General features: G+C 50.7%; 18 protein-coding genes. 3 read left to right on the forward strand and 15 right to left on the reverse strand.

Annotated elements, in window-relative coordinates; genetic code table 11:
- The 6 genes from AACZ40_RS14005 to AACZ40_RS14030 all read right to left on the reverse strand — a co-directional run.
- Positions 1-566, reverse strand: a 566-nt coding sequence (locus tag AACZ40_RS14005; protein ID WP_339674693.1) for an NADP-dependent oxidoreductase, incomplete at its 3' end; no start/stop codon positions are given.
- A 70-nt stretch (positions 567-636) separates the two neighbouring features.
- A complete protein-coding gene (locus tag AACZ40_RS14010; protein WP_291173065.1) occupies positions 637-2,007 on the reverse strand; it encodes an NAD-dependent succinate-semialdehyde dehydrogenase in 1,371 nt (456 codons plus the stop codon).
- Between the two features lie 118 nt (positions 2,008-2,125).
- Positions 2,126-3,424 (reverse strand): cytochrome P450, encoded by a 1,299-nt coding sequence (locus tag AACZ40_RS14015; RefSeq protein WP_291173062.1) that lies wholly within the window; start codon positions 3,422-3,424, stop codon positions 2,126-2,128.
- Positions 3,421-3,657, reverse strand: a complete 237-nt coding sequence (locus AACZ40_RS14020; RefSeq protein ID WP_291173059.1) for a hypothetical protein — start codon at positions 3,655-3,657, stop codon at positions 3,421-3,423. Before AACZ40_RS14020 ends, AACZ40_RS14015 begins: the two co-directional genes overlap by 4 nt.
- Positions 3,658-3,747: 90 nt before the next feature.
- Positions 3,748-5,913 (reverse strand): amylo-alpha-1,6-glucosidase, encoded by a 2,166-nt coding sequence (locus AACZ40_RS14025; RefSeq protein WP_291173056.1) that lies wholly within the window; start codon positions 5,911-5,913, stop codon positions 3,748-3,750.
- Between the two features lie 47 nt (positions 5,914-5,960).
- Positions 5,961-7,088, reverse strand: a complete 1,128-nt coding sequence (locus AACZ40_RS14030; RefSeq protein ID WP_291173053.1) for a glycosyltransferase family 4 protein — start codon at positions 7,086-7,088, stop codon at positions 5,961-5,963.
- 662 nt (positions 7,089-7,750) lie between these two features.
- Between AACZ40_RS14030 and AACZ40_RS14035 the strand changes: the two genes are divergently transcribed.
- From AACZ40_RS14035 to AACZ40_RS14045, 3 genes are all read left to right on the forward strand, one after another.
- On the forward strand, positions 7,751-8,551 hold the full coding sequence (locus AACZ40_RS14035) for an SRPBCC family protein (RefSeq protein WP_291173050.1): 801 nt from the start codon (positions 7,751-7,753) through the stop codon (positions 8,549-8,551).
- 74 nt (positions 8,552-8,625) lie between these two features.
- The gene (locus tag AACZ40_RS14040) at positions 8,626-9,795 is read left to right on the forward strand and encodes a zinc-dependent alcohol dehydrogenase (RefSeq protein ID WP_291173047.1); all 1,170 of its coding nucleotides are present in this window, start codon (positions 8,626-8,628) and stop codon (positions 9,793-9,795) included.
- Complete coding sequence (locus AACZ40_RS14045) at positions 9,792-10,814, forward strand: SDR family NAD(P)-dependent oxidoreductase (protein ID WP_291173044.1); 1,023 nt, start codon at positions 9,792-9,794, stop codon at positions 10,812-10,814. The genes AACZ40_RS14040 and AACZ40_RS14045 overlap by 4 nt, the downstream gene beginning before the upstream one ends.
- 75 nt (positions 10,815-10,889) lie before the next feature.
- Here the strand turns inward: AACZ40_RS14045 and AACZ40_RS14050 are convergent, their stop codons facing one another.
- The 9 genes from AACZ40_RS14050 to AACZ40_RS14090 all read right to left on the reverse strand — a co-directional run bounded on the left by AACZ40_RS14050 (position 10,890) and on the right by AACZ40_RS14090 (position 19,742).
- Positions 10,890-11,144, reverse strand: a complete 255-nt coding sequence (locus AACZ40_RS14050) for a Rho termination factor N-terminal domain-containing protein (protein ID WP_291173041.1) — start codon at positions 11,142-11,144, stop codon at positions 10,890-10,892.
- A 73-nt stretch (positions 11,145-11,217) separates the two neighbouring features.
- Positions 11,218-12,105, reverse strand: a complete 888-nt coding sequence (locus tag AACZ40_RS14055; protein WP_291173039.1) for an SDR family oxidoreductase — start codon at positions 12,103-12,105, stop codon at positions 11,218-11,220.
- A 263-nt stretch (positions 12,106-12,368) separates the two neighbouring features.
- The gene (locus AACZ40_RS14060; RefSeq protein ID WP_291173037.1) at positions 12,369-13,508 is read right to left on the reverse strand and encodes a c-type cytochrome; all 1,140 of its coding nucleotides are present in this window, start codon (positions 13,506-13,508) and stop codon (positions 12,369-12,371) included.
- Entirely contained in the window at positions 13,505-14,209 is a 705-nt protein-coding gene (locus AACZ40_RS14065; RefSeq protein ID WP_291173035.1) for a cytochrome c oxidase assembly protein, read from the reverse strand. Before AACZ40_RS14065 ends, AACZ40_RS14060 begins: the two co-directional genes overlap by 4 nt.
- An 11-nt stretch (positions 14,210-14,220) precedes the next feature.
- Positions 14,221-14,631, reverse strand: a complete 411-nt coding sequence (locus tag AACZ40_RS14070; protein ID WP_339674697.1) for a hypothetical protein — start codon at positions 14,629-14,631, stop codon at positions 14,221-14,223.
- Positions 14,628-17,168 carry a cytochrome c oxidase subunit I gene (gene ctaD / locus AACZ40_RS14075; protein ID WP_339674699.1) on the reverse strand — a complete coding sequence of 847 codons (2,541 nt, stop codon included), beginning with the start codon at positions 17,166-17,168 and terminating at the stop codon, positions 14,628-14,630. The genes AACZ40_RS14070 and ctaD overlap by 4 nt, the downstream gene beginning before the upstream one ends.
- A gap of 11 nt (positions 17,169-17,179) precedes the next feature.
- The gene (coxB, locus tag AACZ40_RS14080; protein WP_291173029.1) at positions 17,180-18,175 is read right to left on the reverse strand and encodes a cytochrome c oxidase subunit II; all 996 of its coding nucleotides are present in this window, start codon (positions 18,173-18,175) and stop codon (positions 17,180-17,182) included.
- 323 nt (positions 18,176-18,498) lie between these two features.
- Positions 18,499-19,107: a superoxide dismutase family protein gene (locus tag AACZ40_RS14085; RefSeq protein WP_291173026.1), complete on the reverse strand. Its 609-nt coding sequence runs from the start codon at positions 19,105-19,107 to the stop codon at positions 18,499-18,501.
- Between the two features lie 122 nt (positions 19,108-19,229).
- Positions 19,230-19,742 carry a ferritin-like domain-containing protein gene (locus AACZ40_RS14090; protein ID WP_291173023.1) on the reverse strand — a complete coding sequence of 171 codons (513 nt, stop codon included), beginning with the start codon at positions 19,740-19,742 and terminating at the stop codon, positions 19,230-19,232.
- Positions 19,743-20,266 lie beyond the last annotated feature (524 nt).

Consider the following 20,266-nt stretch of genomic DNA (forward strand, 5'->3'; position numbering starts at 1 on the left):
GCTTTGTCTTTCAACCAGTCGATCTTCTGTTTTGAGCCGGCACTTCCCACTACGAAGCAACCGTGAAGTTTTGCAATCTGGCAGACAGTCGAACCAACGGCACCGGATGCCGCTGATACAAAGACGCGGTCTCCCTCTTTCAGTTCGCCGATCTTCAGCAGTCCTACGTAAGCGGTCATACCGGTCATCCCCAGAATACCCAGGTAAGCCTGCAGAGGAACCGCTTCGGGATCGACTTTCATCACCCCGGTTCCATCAGACAGCCAGACATCCCGCCAGCCCTGGTTACCCAGCACATAATCCCCCTCGGAAAACTCCTGATTCCGGGATTCTATTACCTTGCCAACGCACGCGCCTTCCATCGGCTCACCAATCTGAAACGGCTTCACATAGCTCTCACCTTCACGCATCCGTCCCCGCATGTAAGGATCGACGGACAGCCATTCGTTTTGCACCAGAAATTCATTTTCCCCGGGAGACTTGAGTTCGGTTTCGACCAGTTCAAAGTGATCCAGAGTCGGCAGTCCCTCGGGATAGCCTGTGAGCTGAAATTGTCGCGATTGCATATTCTCTTTTCCTTTCCTCTCAGACGAGCTATTTTGTTTCATTTCAAAAATTCAGCGAACTGACAGACACTCAGGATTTCATCGCATGAATCAGTTTTTTATTGACAAATTCCAGAATCCCGAGATGAGACAGCTCACGACCGTAGCCGGAATGTTTTGTACCTCCGAATGGTAATTCTGCCTGCGAGTTTGTCGGCTGATTAATGAACATCATGCCCGTATCGACCTGTTCCGCCACGTGACGGGCCCGGTCAATATCCTTGGTATAGACAGAGCCACCCAGTCCGTAAGACGAATCATTGGCAACCTGGATCGCTTCTTTTTCATCTTTAACAACATAGACACTCGCGACGGGACCGAATAATTCCTGATCATAAGTCGGCATATCGCGGGTGATGTCGGTCAGAATGGTCGGGTTATAGAATGCGCCCTCACGGTCGGGCCGTCCTCCCCCCAGCACGACGGTTGCGCCGGCATTGATGGTTTTCTGCACCATTTCATCCAGGTTGACCGCAGCCTCCTCGGTCGACAGTGGCGCCACATCGGTTTCCGGATCGAGCGGATCACCCAGCTTGAGTTTAGACATTTCCTCTTTAAAGGCAGACAGGAATTCATCGGCAACTTTCTGGACAATTATAAATCGTTTTGAAGCTGCACAGGATTGCCCTGTATTTGTCATTCTTCCCTGGACGGCCATTTTAATCACATGTTCCATATCCGCATCTTCCAGCACAATAAACGGATCGTTGCCGCCCAGTTCCAGAACCGAACGCTTGAGTTTGTGCCCTGCCTCTCCGGCGACGATCGCACCTGCCTTATCACTGCCCGTCAGTGAAACGCCCTGAATGCGGTCGTCTTCGATGACAGACTTGATGAATTCCTTGGGAATAAAAAGATTTGTGAAAACACCCTCGGGTGCACCGCAGTCTCTGAACAGATCATGAATAGCCTGCGCACACTGCGGAACGTTGCTGGCATGTTTTACCAGAACCGTATTTCCTGCCATGATATTCGGAGCGGCGAACCGCGTGACCTGGTAAAAGGGAAAGTTCCAGGGCATTATCCCCAACAGAACGCCAATCGGTGCATATTGCACATACGCATCCGCATCGTCGACTTCCATAGGCTGGTCGGCCAGAAACTTTTCAGCACCATTGGCGTAGAACTCGGCAATTTCCGCACAGAAATTGATTTCTTCGCGGCTTTCTGAGATTCGTTTGCCCATCTCCAGTGTAATCAGCCTGGAAAACTCATCGATGCGCTCTCGCAGTCCTGCTGCATACTGCAACATCAGGTTTTTACGTTCGTCAAAGGAAGTATGCCGCCAGCAATCGAAAGCCTCATCAGCCTGCTCAATCGCCTCGACTGTCTGTTCCCGCGTGAGCGGATCATATTCCTTGAGTGTTTCATTGGTGAGAGGATTGATACTGACATATGCCATGACTGATTCTCCTGTTTAAATGAACGACGGATAAGCCATTTCTGAAATGGTCTCCGTTCCGGGTTATCATAATTTAAATGAACTCTATTCAGCGACCGTGCTTCCATTGAGACTTCTGTTAAATCCGGACGCGATGCGGCTGAGAAGGCGACGTGGCCACGGGCTGACTTCCTGCGGCACGTACCGAGGAAATCATGAACGGGTCTCGCGGTAAAGCCGGCATTTGAGAGAAGTCGATCTCCAGTTTCTGATCTCGCACTTCATAGTGAATCTTTTGTGTCAGAAACCGAGAAGTCAGTTGCATCAGACTGACCGTGATCCATTCTCCCGGGCAGCGATGATTTAACGCATATTCACCACCTCCCTGGGGGATGAAATCATAGGGAGTCGGTTCCCGCTGCGAAAATCGATCGGGTTGAAACAGCTCCGGCTCTTTCCAGATGCGACCGTCGTGATTCGTGCCATACAAATCGAGCAGTACACGCTTCCCCCGTGGAAATTCAAAACCGTTCCATTCAAAATAAGTCTGCACAATCGCCGCTGTAAAAGGAAAAAATGGATAGTAGCGTCGCACTTCCTGCACAAAAGCTCGTACATATTCATCAGAACCAGATTTCAGTTTTTCCCGACAATCGGGATGAAAATGCAGAGCATGGGCGATTAACGTCATATACACGGAAATCGCGACGACCGGTCTCAATAGATTCAACAGTTCGACGGCGGCGACTTGCGGTTCCAGCAGATTATTTTTCAGATCACGATGCCAGGCGATGGTCGACGCCGGGCTGTGTGCGGGGAGCGAAATCTCCTGGGCTCGGATTTGTTTTATCAAGTCTGTGATCCAGGCATTCGTCTGTCGCCGCGCCATACGTGCACGAAAATGTCCCATGCCGATTTTCGCTGCATCGTGGAACAGTGACGTCAACTGCCTGGTTCGTAACTCCACTTCGGAATCCGCGAGGGGAACCCCTGCCCAGTCGCAGACAGCGATTGTCAGTGCCCGTTGGAATTCTTCGTACAGAGGTACTTCCGCCATCTCTTTCCAGCGAGGTACGGCTGCTGACAGCTGTCGTTCCGTCAGCACTTCTAAATGATCGATCTGCTCGGTCGTCATGATCGACAAAAACATCTGCTTGCGATGTCGATGTGCGTCTTCATCCAGCCCCTGAACGCCTCCCTGGCCAAACAACGTTTTCATGACTGCCCTGGGTGCCGCTCCCGCTCGACAAAAAAGATCGGGATCATAAAACACCTGAGCGGCTTCCTGTCCTCGCATGCAGAACGTTTTCTGCAACAACAGTCGCGCCTCAAACAGATCGGACTGTTCGTTCTGACAGTTTCTGGAAATGAATCCATAAGGGTCTCTCAACAAATCAAGAGTACTGTCCCATTTCTGCAATTGTGGAATCGGATTCATAATTTCATTCCAGTTGATGAGAGTTTTTTTGGATGTTGCCAGGACACATTGTTCTCTTCATGGATTTCAATAGTTTGACGCTGGTTGCGACTGTCGCTTGAGCCTTCAGACCGGACGCTCTGCAACCAGCCGGAAGTCCGGTTTGCTTCCGCTTTACGGATAATCTTCCTGCCAGACAGGATCTTTTTGTTTGAACGGTCATTCCCATCTGTGGCTGATTTTAATTCACGCAATTCCCGTACCTTTAGGATTGGGAGCAACAGGAAATTTCCTGTTCTGAGTAAGCTGATTAGTAGATCGAGGATTAAGGGCGACAATCTGTCTCAGGAGACCAGAACAATTTTCACATTGCCTTCTTTCCGATCCACATTCATCCCCACATCACGAGGGTGACGACGCAAGGTGCAGTCGATGGTTGCTTCACCCATGCGCAGATTTTTGATCGAGATCCACTGAATGGCAGGCGGCAACATGGGATTTTCAAAGCGGATTTCAGACAGATGGGAATAGAACTTGAGACCCAGACAGGATTGCAGCAGCATGAACACGGAACCAGCGGCCCAGGCCTGGGGAGCACAGGCGACCGGATACAAGGTCGGTGCGTGTCCGTTGATTCGGTCGAAACCGCAAAAGAGTTCCGGCAAGCGATGCCATTCCAGAAAACAGGAGACATCGAACATCCCTGCCAGCAGTCGGGTACACTCTGACTGATATCCATAACGCGACAGGCCGGCAGCACACAGGGCAGTATCATGGGGCCAGATGGAGCCGTTATGATAGGACATCGGATTATATCTCAATTCCCCGCGGGAAATGGTGCGAATGCCCCAGCCGTTGAAGGTATCCTCATCCATCAACGTCTCTGCGAGTCGCTTGACGTACTGTTCTTCCACAATCCCGCTATACAGGAGATGACCGGCGTTGGAATTTTTAACGGCACAGGGATTTTTATCTCCATCCAGGGCAATGGCAAAGGTTCCAATCGCATCGACCCAGAACCGTTCATTAAACTTTTTTTTCAGATCGACTGACTCTGCACGCAGCTGGTTGGCCCATTCTTTCTCACCAAAGATTTCTGCCAGGTCAGCGGCCCTGTTTTTTGCAGCATACACATATCCCTGAACTTCGCTGAGTGCGATGGCGCCTTCTGCATTTTTTCCATCAGCGTGAAAGACGGAATCATCCGAGTCTTTCCAGCCCTGTTGCTTTAAGCCATCTTCATTCTGCCTCATGTACTCGAGAAAACCATCGCGGTCGGGATCTCCATAGCTGTCGATCCATGCGATGGCGCGTTTGATATTCGTCCAGATTTTTTCCAGGAACTCCAGATCTCCTGTCCGCCAGTAATAATGGGCAGCCAGGATCACAAACAAGGGAGTGGCATCCACAGTCCCGTAATAACGCCGAAAGGGAATCTCGCCTAAAGCCGCCATTTCCCCTTCACGGATTTCATGAAATATCTTTCCTGGTTCTGATTCAGCAACAGAATCGAGTTCTGTAGCCTGCGTGGCTGCCAGAAAGTTGAGAACGCCTTTTGAAAGCTGTGGATGAATCCACAACGTCTGCAGAGCAGTAATGATTCCATCACGTCCGAAAGGAGTGGAAAACCAGGGGACCCCCGCATAAGGATAAGGACCATGGGGGGTTTCAGACGTCAGCATCATCAGATCGGAGGTGGAACGGTTGATCCAGTCATTAAACTGCTCATTCGAAGTTTCGATGCAGGTTCTCTCCAGATTGAACTGATCGATAAAAGTCGAAACCTGTTGGATCGCCTGTTGATGGCTGCGTTTCGTAACCGGGATCTGGTCATTCTGGCAGGCGACGATGGTCCGCAGAGTATCGGATTCACCTGGCTGAAGTTGAATGCGAATGTTCGCTTCTTTGTCAGAGACGGTTTGCTCCTTTCCCTGGACATCAATTTCCGTGCTGCGTTCGATTTGATCCAGCCCCCGATATTTAAGCAGGGCGGAGTCAGAATTGACTTCGACAGGCAGCACCGATCCCCGCCGACTGCGATGATTCCCGCGCACTTCAAAAATATCGAAAAAATCAGCCGCATAGTGATATTTTATTTCGAAAACCAGTGGCGCATTGGAATAGTTCGTCAGTCTCAGGTTTTCATACAGGATGGCGCCTTCAATGATGATGGAACGGGAAGCATGCAGTTGCCCTTTCGGTAACACCAGACGGTCTCCCTCGTGGATATCAGGCGTTGTCAGTTCAACCATCAATACGCTATTGTCCTCTTTCATCGTAGAATTCAACAGCATGGGCCGACGATCGTTGATCAGCAGTTCCCAGTGAGAAAGATGTCTCGTCCCCAGGTGATACACCCCCTGCTCTCCGAGCCCGGTACGGGAGATATCCCCCAGCAGGTCAAGCACGGCAAAGGTGTCTCCCTGTTTTAGAACCTGATTTCGAGAGTCGGTTTTCTGTGAACCGGCAGCGTAATACCACTGATCGTCGATTTGAATGACGTCATCCATAGGGTGTTCTTTTCCAGTTAAGGCCGACAGCTTGTCTGAGCTGTACTTTACTTTTGAAAAGCAATTCCCTTTGAAATTACGGGCTGCGTTGCTGATGAAGCATGATGGTCCTGGTTTTTAAAGACAGGTTTGCTGGGATGTGCTTTTCTCTTCCACTCAGCGAGTACGTTCTGATAAGTTTGCAGGTAGCCTTGTGCCATGTGCTGACAGGTAAAACGGTTTTCAAAATACTTTCGGCAGAGCCGTCGATCCAGCTGGCTGATTTTTGAAACCGCTGCAACCGCTTCTTGTACCGTCTCCACAATAAACCCGCTCACGCCAGGTTTGACGACTTCCGGGACAGAACCTTCCATGAAGGCAATCACGGGAGTGCCACAGGCCATCGCTTCGGTCATGACCAGACCGAACGGTTCTGGCCATTTGATGGGAAACAACAGGGCGCGGGCACCACATATCAGTTCTGATTTTTGGGGCTCACCGACTTCCCCCAGATATTCAATCAGGGGATGCTCCAGAAAGGGCTTGATCCGGGATTCGAAATAGGCTTTATCAGTCGCATCCACCTTGGCTGCCATCTTCAGATGGGTGTTGGATTTCAGAGCGATATCAATCGCTTCTTCCGGACCTTTATCGGGACAGAATCTTCCCAGAAACAGCAGGTAATCTCCGGGGCTGTCATTGTACTTTTCATTAACGGGAATTCCATTATACACGGTTGAGACCCAGTTGGCATCAGGAATAAAACGCCGCTGCGCATCTGAGATAGAGACAACAGGCACTTCTGGAAATTCCTGGTACAGGGAAATCACATCCGGTCGGTCCAGGCGGGAATGCAGTGTGGTCACATGCGGGATGTCAAGATGACGCACCAGGGGAAAATGAATCGTTTCGATATGAAAATGGATAATATCAAAGCGGTCACGCATCTGGATCAGCTTTTCCAGTTGAATGATCTGAGCGATCTCCGGATCTCGCGGCGTCTGAGATAAACGCAGCGATTGCTCTATAATCGCATACAGATCGGCGGTCGTTTTTGAATCTCCCGATGCAAATAAGGTGACATCGTGCCCTTCCTTAACAAGTGATTCCGTCAGATTCGAGACCACTCTTTCAATTCCCCCATAGGTCTGTGGAGGAACGCTTTCAATCAATGGTGAAACCTGGGCGATCCGCATTTTCTCTCCTTAGTTCAATGTGAACCTCGTATGTATTTTCCTATGCCACCATCTCAAAAAAGTTTGTGTAATGGTGACTGTCAAACAATTTTAGACATATCAAGTAACATCCACTGAAAGGGCTCCTGTCTCGTATCTCCCGACGTCTCATTTTTAACTCGCAGAAACTGAGAGAAAACACGTCGGAATCAATTGCCCTTCGCAGCGAGAAACACCCTTGCAAATGATGAGCCAGTCAGAACAGAAGATTTTAAACTATTATCAAATCGCCGTTTTCGCGTTTCAGAAGCAAATTTCCACCCGCTTAAATAAGCCGGAATCATTGATCGCCCATGGCGCATCGTGCGCGTTGATAGACCAGAAACAGATAAGTCGAAGAATAAGCATCACGCGCATCGACTCAGGCAGTGAGAAGAACCGGAAAACGCGACAAGCCACGGCATTACAGGAAATATTACCGCTCAGGAACGCTGGTCGAACTTTGTTTCTCACCGATCCTGTGTAGTGGCCCGCGATTTGCTCGCTATATTTGCTGCTATTAGCAAATGGGAATGATTAGTTCATGCCAGTGAAGTGATTCTGAGCGGAGGTTGCGTGAGTCTGCTTACCAGTGAGCGCGCTTTTGGTACGGGTGTCGCTAGATAATAAAACAGGGAGGAAAGATGAAAACGGGATTAATGAATTCAACGTGTTCTTCCAGTCAATCGGCAAAACAATGCCCTCTCTCACAGAATGTCGCTAACAGCGAGCGTGTGCTTTCGTTACTGGGAGGGGGAAGCCTGCTCTTGATGGGATTGAGACGTGGTTCGGGCGCAGGTTTACTGGGCGTGGCCGCAGGAGCCTCACTGCTATATCGCGGGTGGACGGGGCACTGTCACCTGTATGAAGGTCTGGGTATTAACACGGCTGAATCACAGCGAACGCGACCCGGTGTTGCCTCGCACCAGGGAAGCAAAGTACATAGTGCCCTGCACATCAATCGTGATCGCCAGGAAATTTACGAGTTCTGGCGAAATCTGGAAAACCTTCCCCAAATCATGCAGCACCTGGAATCGGTGACAGTGATCGATGAAAAGCGTTCTGAATGGGTGGCCCGCGCGCCATTCGGAAAAACGCTGCAGTGGGAAGCCGAGATTATCACAGACAAACCGGGGGAAGTGATCGCCTGGCAGTCATTACCCGGTTCTCAGGTGGATACCGCAGGTTCTGTTCATTTTAAAGATTCGTCTACGGGCGCCGGCACGGAACTTGTGGTTTCGATCATGTACAATCCCCCCGGCGGACAAATCGTCACTCAAATCGCGCATCTGCTGGGACAGGATCTTCAGACGGAATTGAATCAGGATCTGAGGGAATTTAAACAACTTCTTGAGGCGGGTGAGATTGCGACGAACGCGATCGCACCGGAACCGGGTCAGATCCAGAAACCGGTGATGTTCGATCTGAAGGTAGATAAATCATAATTGTCGATCTCCTTGCTCGTGTTTTAAACAGGAGCCACCACTTCCAATAACCATTTAACAGATGTGAGATTATCATGAGAGCTGTTTCCTGGCATGGAAAAGAAGACATTCGTGTAGAAACATTTCCCGATCCACAGATTGTAAATCCCCGCGACGCCATCGTGAAAGTCAGTATTACAGCCATTTGCGGATCGGACCTGCATCTTTATACGGGACGAATTCCGACGATGCATGCGGGAGATATTCTCGGCCATGAATTCATGGGAGAAGTCGTCGCCGTGGGGCACGAAGTGTCGAATCTCCAGATCGGTGATCGAGTCGTCGTCCCCTTTACGATTGCCTGTGGCGGCTGCTATTTCTGCAAACACGATCTCTGGTCTCTCTGCGATAATTCGAACCCCAATGCCTGGATGGTGGAAAAACTATACGGTCACTCTCCGTCTGGACTGTTCGGGTATTCACACATGCTGGGAGGCTATGCTGGCGGGCAGGCGGAATACGTACGCGTGCCCTTCGCTGATGTCGGGCCGATCACTGTGCCTGAAGGGCTCTCCGATGAGCAGGTACTGTTCCTGTCAGACATTTTCCCTACCGGCTTTATGGCTGCTGAAAATTGTCAGATCAGAGAAGGTGACACGGTCGCGGTCTGGGGTTGTGGTCCTGTGGGACTGTTTGCCATCTGGAGTGCCTATAAATTAGGGGCAGGACAGGTGATTGCCATTGATCGCTTCCCCGAACGCTTGAAACTGGCCCGGGAATATTGCAAAGCCAAAACGCTCAATTACGAAGAAGTGGACGTATTCACCATGCTTCAGGAATTAACGGGCGGACGCGGACCGGATTCCTGTATCGATGCCGTTGGCAGCGAAGCGCACGGCACGACTCTGGATGCGTGGTATGACCTGGCTGCAGAGAAACTGCTGCTGGAAACAGACCGCGGGCATGTCTTGCGGCAGGTCATCCATAGTTGTCGCAAAGGAGGAACCGTTTCGATCCCCGGTGTTTATGGCGGCTTTCTGGACAAAGTTCCTATTGGGGCGGCATTCGGAAAAGGACTGCAGTTGCGAATGGGCCAGACACACGTGCATCGTTATTTACCACGATTGCTTGAATATATTCGTGAAGGCGAACTCGATCCTTCGTTCCTGATTACACATCGCAGTTCACTCGAACAGGCTGCGGACATGTATCGGATTTTTGAACAGAAGCAGGACGAGTGCATTAAGGTAGTATTACAGACATGAAATCCAGCTTAAAACAACAACTCGTATGGGCATCTGCCGGTCTCGGACTGGCTTTGGCAGGACGTTCTCTTTACCGGCGGATGAATCGCTTAAACCTGTCAGGCCGCACTGTCTTAATAACGGGAGGTTCCCGCGGACTGGGCCTGGTGCTGGCGCGTCAGTTTGCAGCGCAAGGGGCGAAACTGATTTTATGTGGGCGCAATAAGGATAAACTTCTGCGGGCAGGCAAAGAGTTATTTGAAAATGGCGCCAACGTCAGTTGTATCACCTGCGATGTGACTCAACCGGACCAGGTCAAAGAGATGGTCTCCCAGATTGAACGGCATTTTAACAGCATTGATGTGGTGGTGAACAATGCCGGCATCATTCAGGTCGGTCCGATGGAATCCATGGAGCGACAGGATTACCAGGAGACAATGCAAACCCATTTTTATGGTCCGTTACATGTAATCGAAGCGGTCCTTCCCGGAATGCGGAAACGTGGTGCTGGCCGCATCGTGAATATCTCATCCATCGGTGGTCGCATCAGTGTGCCTCACATGCTGCCCTACAGTGCCAGTAAATTCGCCCTTGTCGGCTACTCGCTCGGATTGCGGAGTGAACTGGCAAAAGAGGGGATCGGCGTTGTAACGGTCTGTCCCGGTATGATGCGAACGGGCAGCCCCCAGAACGCGTACTTTAAAGGACAGCATGAAGCAGAATACGCTCTGTTTAAAATAAGCGATTCCCTGCCTCTGATCTCCATGAGTTCTGAAAAGGCAGCCCGACAGATTCTCAAGGCCTGTCAACACAATGACGGATTTCTTGTACTGGGGTTACATGTCAAGCTGGCTGAAAAACTGTATGCGCTCTGTCCCGGCCTGATGGGTGATGCGCTGGGCATTGTCAATCGCATCCTGCCCGCACCAGGTCCCGCCGGGTATGTTCGAAAAAAGGGAGCAGAAAGTCAGTCGAGATGGTCTGAGTCCTGGTTGACGGAATTGACTCAGAAAGCGGCTGAACGTAACAACGAACTCTAAAGAATTCATTGGAATCCATCGAGAGAACGTGATTACGTTGCCGCTGGATCAGAGTGATGAGCCAAACGGGAATGCTCAGTGATTTCTGAGTGCATGAATTAATTCATCTTTGTCCATCTTCGAACGACCTTCGATACCGACTTCTTTCGCTTTATTGTAAAGCTCCTCTTTCGTCCAGTCTTCGTATTTCCCTGCTTTGCCTCCCCGTTTCCCGGTTGTCTGACGATCGGAATTGGCAATGCGGGCTGCCTTTTCCTTACTCATTCCTTTATCGCGAAGGGTTTGATATTGCTCATCATCTTTGATGGTGGGGCCATGACTTTTCACCATGATAATCTCCTTAGTGATTTAACCTTAAACTCTGTTCAGAAAGAACGATACTCAGTCAGGTGCTTCCTGTATTTCAGCCGGCGCGCGTCGCGCCTCCGAGGATGGTCAGAACTTCCCCGGTGACATAGCTGGAATCCGCGTTGGAAGCGAAGTACACGTAAGCCGGCGCAATCTCTTCCGGCTGGGCGGGACGTCCATAGGGAGAGCCGCTACCAAAGTCCTTTACTTCTTCCTCGGAACGTTCCGCCGGATTCAATGGCGTCCACACCGGTCCTGGCGCGACACAGTTCACCCGGATTTTCCGATCCACCAGATTCTGGGCCAGAGACTTGGTAAAGGCATGGATCGCTCCTTTAGTTGCTGAATAATCCAGCAGACGACCACTGCCCTCCAGACCGGTGATCGAACCGGTATTGATGATATTCGCACCCTCTTTCATATGCTTTAAAGCAGCCTGCACCATATGAAAATATCCATAAATGTTCGTCTTGAAAGTATGGTCCCACTGTTCTTCACTGATATCGTCGATCCCATCCTGGTGCTGCTGGTAAGCGGCATTATTCACAAGAATATCCAAGTGACCATACTCGGATACCGTTTGCTCCACCGCAGACTTGCAGAAGGAAGCATCAGTGACATCACCGCAAATCAGCAGGACCTGATCACAGCCACCGTTGCTGCCGACCGTCTGTTGAATGTAGTTACGAATGGCTTCCGCATCCTGCTGCTCTTCTTCCAGATAGGTCAGCGCAATACAGGCACCTTCGCGGGCAAACAACGTTGCGACAGAACGCCCGATTCCGGAATCTCCACCTGTAATCAACGCTACCTTTCCCTCCAGCTTATTTGCGGCTCGGTAATCGGGGGCTTCGAAATGCGGATGAGGATCCATCGCTTCTTCAATTCCAGGTTTTTCCAGTCCCTGGGGAGGAAATTCCGGCGTAGGCTGTTGGCGGGGCATAATACGTTTCCTTTGTGCTACTGATTCGAGTCAAATAAAATGAGTCGTAAGATTTTTCGTAGAAGTCTTTTATCAGTGATCACAGCATTTCGCGTACCAATTCCGTCAGGAAATCATCAGAGCATTCAGCGCAAGGACTTCGGTAACCTTCGCGGAAATAATGACGGTCTGTGCCAGCGAGAATCGACTTTGACTGTTCTCTCTTTGAACAATCTGCTCGGCGGGAATTCACCGGTTCAGACAATTCTGATTTGAGAAACGGGTTATTCTTTATCAGGAAGCACCGAGTAATAATAACTGACGTCGCGAATCTGATCCGGCTTCAGTCCGTCGACAGCCGCATGCATCAGATTGGCTGACTTGGAACCGCCGCGGTTGCGGTTTTGAAACAGTTTGATCTGCAGCGCGAGATAATCCTGGTACTGTCCGATCAGAGTCGGGTAAGCATTTTTGAATGGCTTGCGTGTCGTAGAGTGACAGTCTGCACAGGCGGGGACATCCTGATCTGCAATGCCTTCTGCAGCGATCTCGGCACCGCGTTCAAATGACGCAACTTCTGCTTCAGAATCGCGGTTACTCGATGCTTCTCCGTTCTGATTTTCCTTCGAAGGAAACGGGGGCAGACGAGAATAATAACGTGATATCTCCTGGATCTCTTTCTGATTCATCCTGCTGGCAATTACCTCCATGGTACCGCTCAAGCGATTGTCATGATGATAGGCTTCCAGGGAGACCCGTAAATAAGCCTCATTTTGTCCTGCCAGTCGGGGAAATACGCCCAGTCCCCTCCCCTGCCCGTCTACGCCATGACAGCCCGCGCATTCTTCGATTACCAGGTGCGGAACTGGTAAAGAAGTTCCTTCTGCTGAATCGATCGACTGATCACTCTGCTTTTGATGTTCCCCCCAGACCAGTTCATCGTATTCTGCAAGATCCAGTTCAGAATATTGCAGCAGAAACGCAACGACAGGCCAGATTTCATCATCGCGCTTCAGTTCGGGCCAGGCAGGCATCCCTGTCATTTTAATCCCGTGTTTCACAACATAGAAAAGTTCCTGGGGTTCACGCTGCGGGACGATTTTTTGCAAATCAGGCGGCTGGGGAGTCATCAGCGATACCAGTCGCGGGCGCACGCTGTCCGGTTTACCGTGACAGACGCGACAACCGGTTTCATAATGGCCTGCTCCTTTAATGATCAGTGCCCGATCCTCAAGGTCAGGAACTTTGATTCCGGTGCTGTGCGTCGCGACAGATCGCTCTTTGGTAAAATTCAGAAACCATCTGGTGATTTCCCAGTGTCCCGAACTGGCTTTCACAGGAATCACGCCACTGACGACGACCAGCGCGCCGCCGATGACAGCAACCAGGCCTAGAGTACCAATGATTTTCCAGCGTCGTTTCATGATGACAACTCCTCTCGCTGACTTTTGATCCACAATAAATCCACTGTAAGCCAGATCCCTCCGGAAAGGTAAACAATCCCGCCCACGACCAGCATGATTGCACCTCCCAGATGCTGATCCTGCAGCGCAGACATGGTTGAAAATCCCTGATGATGTGTATAAACCGAACGTGGTGCGAGTGCCAGTAAAGCGCCCAGCAGGGTCATATGCATGGACGTCAACAGCAGCCCGACTACTCCCGCGGCACTCCGCGCACGACTGCGGAGGATCGTCCCGCCGAAAGCGGATATCCAGACTGCGACGCCCGCCAGCAGAAAGGACCCCTGTTCTGCAACGAGTCCCCAGGCTGTCATCCGAGCCAGATGATGCAGCCCTGGTGCATGCCATGCCCAGACAATAATCAGTTCTGCCACCGACGCCGGGATCGGTGCGAAGAACACGGGGTACTTGATCACGGGATCAAACCGACTGCCGGCAATAGCCAGACTGAGCAAGGGAGCTGCTACAGCCACAACCAGCATATGCATGGTCATGTGCGCAAAAAACGCATGATGTGCCAGCGCAGGAAGTGGCCCCGACCAGGCAACCGCCAGGCTAAGCAGCCCTGCCAGCAGCAACCAGACCTGCACCTTCCGATAACTGGCAGAGGAATGGTTGTTATCCGCACTTGTCGTTTGATTCGTCTTCGTGATTGCAGTCATGCCAGTTCTCATTAGTCACAATTTCCAAAAAACAGTGCCACCGTCGCTACGAACAAGGTCGCAACAGTACTCAAAGCGGCGAGCAGAAAAGTTGCCATTCCCAGAAAGCGGTAACGATCCAGAGGCGTATCGTCATTATGAGAAAGATCTGCAGCAAGATGTCGATGTCGACGAAAACCGCTCCAGCCAGAGTAGCCGATCACGGCGATTGCCAATAGCGTATAAATTCCAATCGCGATTCTCACGGTAGTAAAACTGTTTGCCGAACCGGAATATTTCGCGCACCAGATCGCAGCGGTCAGGTAACAGGCCAGCAGGTGCAGCGCCCAGACAAACGGTGGTAGAAACATGAACCAGATGCGTTCATGCCTTTCATGATATTTTTCAGAATGATGTTGTTCCTGCTCCATGATGGTCCTCATGATACACTGGGAAAACCTGCGATCACGCCGACAGTCATAACCACAGTCAAAGCCAGAAAATGCCAGTACAGTGAGACATTCACAATGTCCGCATCCCAGCGGTCCGTCATTTTCCCTGCCGCCCTTCTCGCCAGGCAGTACAATTGCATGATGATTCCCAGGATCACATGCAACACAGTCCAGCCCGTCAACACCAAGACGATTGCCGGGTAGACATGCTGTGTGGGATCAAGGCCGGTCAACCAGGGGCCGGCCAGTAGCGCACAGCCACCTGCCAGTGAAAAAACGGCGGCCAGCGAGAGCGACAGATAAAAGGCGCTGGTATACCCCGCCCGATTCCAACGTCGGGAGAGCAACGTCAAGCCATACGCGATCATCACCAGTACCAGTCCCGTGACCGGCCAGAAGACTCCCGGCCCCGGCAGCGGTTGGGGAGGAAAATCATCGTGAATCGTCCAGTAAAAGAAATAACCAAAGATCAGTGAGACGAATGCCGTGATGTCAGCAGTCATCGTGATAAACATGGCCCACCAGCCGACGGCACTGGGACCGGAAATATACAAGGGCAACGAGAGTCCCAGCCCCACATCTTTCATTTCTTTTTCGGGTATTTCCGCGGTGCCGGTCCAGACCCAGGTCAGAATGACAACGATCGCGATCAATCCACTGAGAATTGCAGCCAGCCACCAGTGATAGGTCGCAAAAATAAAAAACCCACCCGTAAATAATGCGGCAAAAAATGTGAGAAAAGTCGGCCCTCCTACCCGCAGGCATTGGATGGGCTCCGCATCGATCACCGTTGTGACCAGCGTCTCCCGTCTCCCTTCCACCGCGTCGGGCAGATAAAAACGACCTTCATCTACATCGCGCACAAAGTCAGGTTGTTCCCATAACGGATAACGACTGTTGATGATGGGAATCGTGCGTACGCCCCAGGGTTGATCCGGCATTTGTGCCAGCCACTCCAGTGTTCCCGCCTTCCAGGGATTTCGCTCCGAAAGCGGCTGGTTCCTGCGAGGCCGTACGACATCATATAAAAAGAGCACGAAACCGGCTGCCAGAATGATCGATCCCAGGCTGGAGATCAGGTTCAGAGTATCGAAGCCGATGTCAGCAGGATAGGTAAATACGCGACGGGGCATTCCCAGTAAACCGGTGATATGCATAGGAAAAAATGTAATATTGAAGCCGATCAATACGAGCCAGAAAACAATTCTGCCAATCCGTTCCGAAAGCTGTTTTCCCTTGACCAGCGGAAAGAAATAGTAAAAGCCCGCCATAATCGGAAAGATGGTTCCTCCAATCAAAACGTAATGCAGATGGCCTACGATGAAGAAAGTATCATGCGCCTGAAAATCAAAGGGCGCCACCGCCACCATTACTCCCGTTAATCCGCCGATGATAAACGTCGCGAGACCTGCAAAAATGAAATGCAGACAGACTGAGCGTTTGACATTTCCTGCAGTAAACGTTGCCAGGAAACAGAAGAGTTGCACTCCGGTTGGAATCGCCACGGCCTGCGAAGCCGCGGAAAAGATGCCGATCGAGATGCCAGGCAGACCAGTGGTAAACATATGATGGACCCACAACCCGAAACTGAGAAAACCGGTCCCCACCGCCGACAGCACGACCCAGCTGTATCCGACCATTGGAGTTCTGGCAAACGTCGGTACCATCATCGCCATCAGAGCAACCGAGGGCAGAAACACGATATAGACTTCCGGATGTCCAAAGATCCAGAAGAGATGCTGCCATAACAGCGGGTCACCGCCCCGCTGGGGATCGAAGAAAGGCCAGTCAAACGCGCGTTCCATCTCCAGCAGAATGTCACCTGCAATCAGTGGCGGAAAGGCAAACAGAATCATTCCCGCAACAACCAGGATGTACCAGCAATACAGGGGAATCAGATTGATCCGCATTCCAGGGGGACGACATTTGAGGACACCCACTATCAATTCAATCGCGGCAGCAATCGAGGCAATTTCAATGAAAGTTAATCCCAGTAACCAGATATCAGCGCCTATGCCAGGTTGATATGAAGTCGTCAGCGGGGGATACATAAACCAGCCCCCTTTGGGAGCGGCGTCGAAAAACAGGGAACCACAGACAAAGATTCCACCGATCACGAAACTGTAGAAGCCGTACGCTGACAAACGGGGAAAAGGCAGATCGCGTGCGCCCAGCATCTCAGGGAGCACCATGATGGAAAACGCTTCAAAAATGGGAACGGCAAACAGGAACATCATCACCGAGCCGTGCATCGTAAAGATCTGATTGTACTGATCAGCGGTTAAAAATGTATTACCAGGCACCGCAAGCTGAATCCGCATCAGCAGCGCCAGCACGCCACCAAACAAAAAGAAACAGAACGAAGCGACGGTATACCACAAGCCCACTTCGGAATTATTGACTGCCGACCAGTAGCGCCAGCCGCGCGGCGTTTCCCAGGCCTTCAACAGTCTCTCTGCAGACTGCCGACGGTATTCTGCAGAATCACGATCCTGCTCTGAGATCAAATTGGAGGGTTCAGAATCCATATCGTCCGGCTTCATTTCAGTTGTTCTAAATACTTTGACAGAGATTGATATTCATCGTCACTGAGCGCGCGAAATTCAGGCATCTTCACACCGGGTTTTAATGCAGAGACATGCGCGATCCAGTTCTGAAGGTTTTCCCGATTATTCACAAACATGTCTGCTCCCAGGGAATTACGACTGCCGATATGTGTCAAATCCGGTCCGATGGTTCCGTCGGCCTCCGTTCCCCGTATGGTGTGACAGGCACCACAGCCCGTTTGCAGGAATAGCTCCTCTCCTCTTTCAGCGGCTTCGTTTCGCGGTGCCAGTCTGTCTGCAGACTGCTGCGCCAGCCACTCGTCATACTCCGCTTTTTCGACGACATCGACCGTAAAATTCATGTAGGCATGAGACGCACCACAATACTCAGCACAGGCCCCCCGAAAACGTCCGGTCTTGGTGGGATGCAGGGTGAGGTGCGTGGTACGGCCGGGAATCATGTCTACTTTTCCGCCCAGTGAGGGAATCCAGAACGAATGCACGACATCTTTGCTGGAGAGGATAAATTCAACCGGTTCGCCGCGAGGCAGTCGAATTTCATTAGCCAGTTCGATCGGCTCCCCGCTTTGATTTGGATAACGCACACGCCACCACCATTGGTAGCCCTGCACCTCAATCTGCAGAGTCCCCGCCGGTGGTCGAGCCAGCAGTGCAGGCAGAAGATTTAAACCATAGATCAAAAGAATGGTCAGAATGATCGTGGGAGCGATCGCACCTCCCCCGATAATAAACAGGGCGGATTTCTGCCGATGATGGGCGTCAGGATTCAGATGCAGGGTATAGATCGACAGGGCGATCATGATCACCCAGATGATTGTTGCGCCACCGGCCATCCACCAGAACAGACTTGCAATCTGCTCGGCTCCTGCTCCTGCAGGACTCAGTGCTGATTGCGAACCGGAACAACCAGAAATTAGAATTCCTGCACAGATTAGCTTAGCCTTGACAGCGTCACTCGCAGCAGGCATTTCAATCACTTTCATAGTGGCGGGTAAGCGATACGTTCGTTGTGTCTATATTATTATGATAATCTGGAAAGATCGAATCACCTGCAATGCAGGAGTGTGGTTTGAAATGATATCGTAAGACTGTGTCCCGTTTTACTCAAACATCTCCCGGACCAGTTCGATTGATTATAACAGATCGAGAGACATTATTGTTAAGTGTGATATGTTTCAGGATATAAAGGCCCGGCCAGATTGTGAAGCCAACCTTCCTGTATTTACAGAACGGTATCTGGCCGAGCCCGAATAACTGGTAAGAGCAATCATTGTTTTAAAAAACGTTTATCTTAAAAGGCACGGGTTTTCTGGCGATTCGATCCCCGGGTTCGAGCCGGTAAGTCAGCTTTCGCTTTCGGTTCTGATTTGGCAATTCCAATCACGCCCAGACCGGCGCGCGGACCGGCATCTCCGGAAGGCTGACTGGTCAGATCATCGGCACCGGCATGAACGACAATGGAGCGGCCAATCACATCGGAAATCTTAAAATCCTCCGACCGCTTATCGATCACCGCGATGCCATTCTGATCGGCGGTAATATTTCCCAGGTCGCCAGCATGATGTTCTTTTTTACCAGGTTTCCCATGTTGATGACCTTCAGGAGCATAATGTCCCCCCGCGGAACTGCCATCGACGGCACTGATATCACCAAACTCATGAATGTGAAATCCATGCTTGCCCGGTGAAAGCCCTTCGATTTTACCCGTGAGGTGTACCATGCCTTTACTCTGTTTCAGTTGAACCATACCACTCACACTGAATTCTTTGGTCGGCATTATTACGGCTACTGCCTGCGTTGTTTTAGAGTCTGTTTCTTTAAGGTCTGACTGGACCGCGGACACCATTGAGGTCGCCACGGGAATGACAGCAGAGAGAACATATAAGACTTGTATTTTCATGGTTCAAATCCCTTAATTGATAACTGTGATAGCATTCTCTGTTATCACTCCGGTTTTAAACAATCCATTAAACAAGCCTCCCCACGCCGATCTCCAGCAGTGAGGAGGCGGAGATATTATCATCAGGCGCGGGCTGCTGCTTTATTCGTCGATTCTTCGGCGATTTGAGTCAGAATTTTGTCAGCGTTACCTTCTTCGTCCAGCGTTTCCTGCAGGATTTCAGCCAGATTGGTTTTTCCCAGACGCTGGGCAAAATTGCGGGCAGAGCCGTAACCGGCCATTTCATAATGCTCTACACGTTGAGCCGCGGCGATCAAGGCAGCATCTTTGACATTGGAATCCCCCTTCGCCTGCACCATTTCTTCACCTTCGCTGATCAATCCTTTCATGGCTTCACAGGATTCTCGCTTAGGCTCCACGCCCATCCCCTTGAAGACAGCCTCCAGGCGTTTCACATGTTCTTTGGTTTCGCCCAGATGCGTCTGGAACGCCGACTTCAGTTCCTGGCAGGAAGCGGCCTCAGCCATCTTGGGCAAGGCATCGACGAGACGGTTTTCGGCATCGTATAAATCCTGAATCTGCTCAACAAATAAATCCTCTAAGTTGGAAAACTCTTTACTGGAGAATAATCCCATTCCGATGCTCCTGATTTTTAAATGACATTTCGTTCCGCGAAAAGCAAGACAATGACACACTGTCATTGCAGTAACACCAGAAAACTCCGCAATTTTTATGCCACGAGAATCGAAATCAGTTCCTCTTCGTCTGACAAATCTGCGACTAACCCAGGTCAGGGAGAAAATGAAAAGTGCGGTTGGACGTATAAGATCCCTGTCGTCTTCGGCAACCAGTTCCAAAACAATCGAGTTAACAGAAACATAGATGCCTAAATACAGGAGTGCAGGCAGTGATTGTAATGTATTCAGATGGGGTGGGCTTCACTTTTGAGAGTAATTTCGATCACTGCCGGGAACGGGTTTTCGAAATCAGACAGCGTTCTGTCATTCATTTTATTAATTCTTAATCCGCATTCAGATACGATGGGGATGCACGAATGACTGTTCTCTTCAAATCGTCAGTTCACAAACCGCTCTGGTTGCTGGGCAATCAAACAGGTGATCAATGGCAGGCAGAAGAACGAAACTTATTGATAGGAATC

It is taken from the genome of uncultured Gimesia sp., assembly GCF_963972345.1.
Lineage (GTDB): Bacteria > Planctomycetota > Planctomycetia > Planctomycetales > Planctomycetaceae > Gimesia.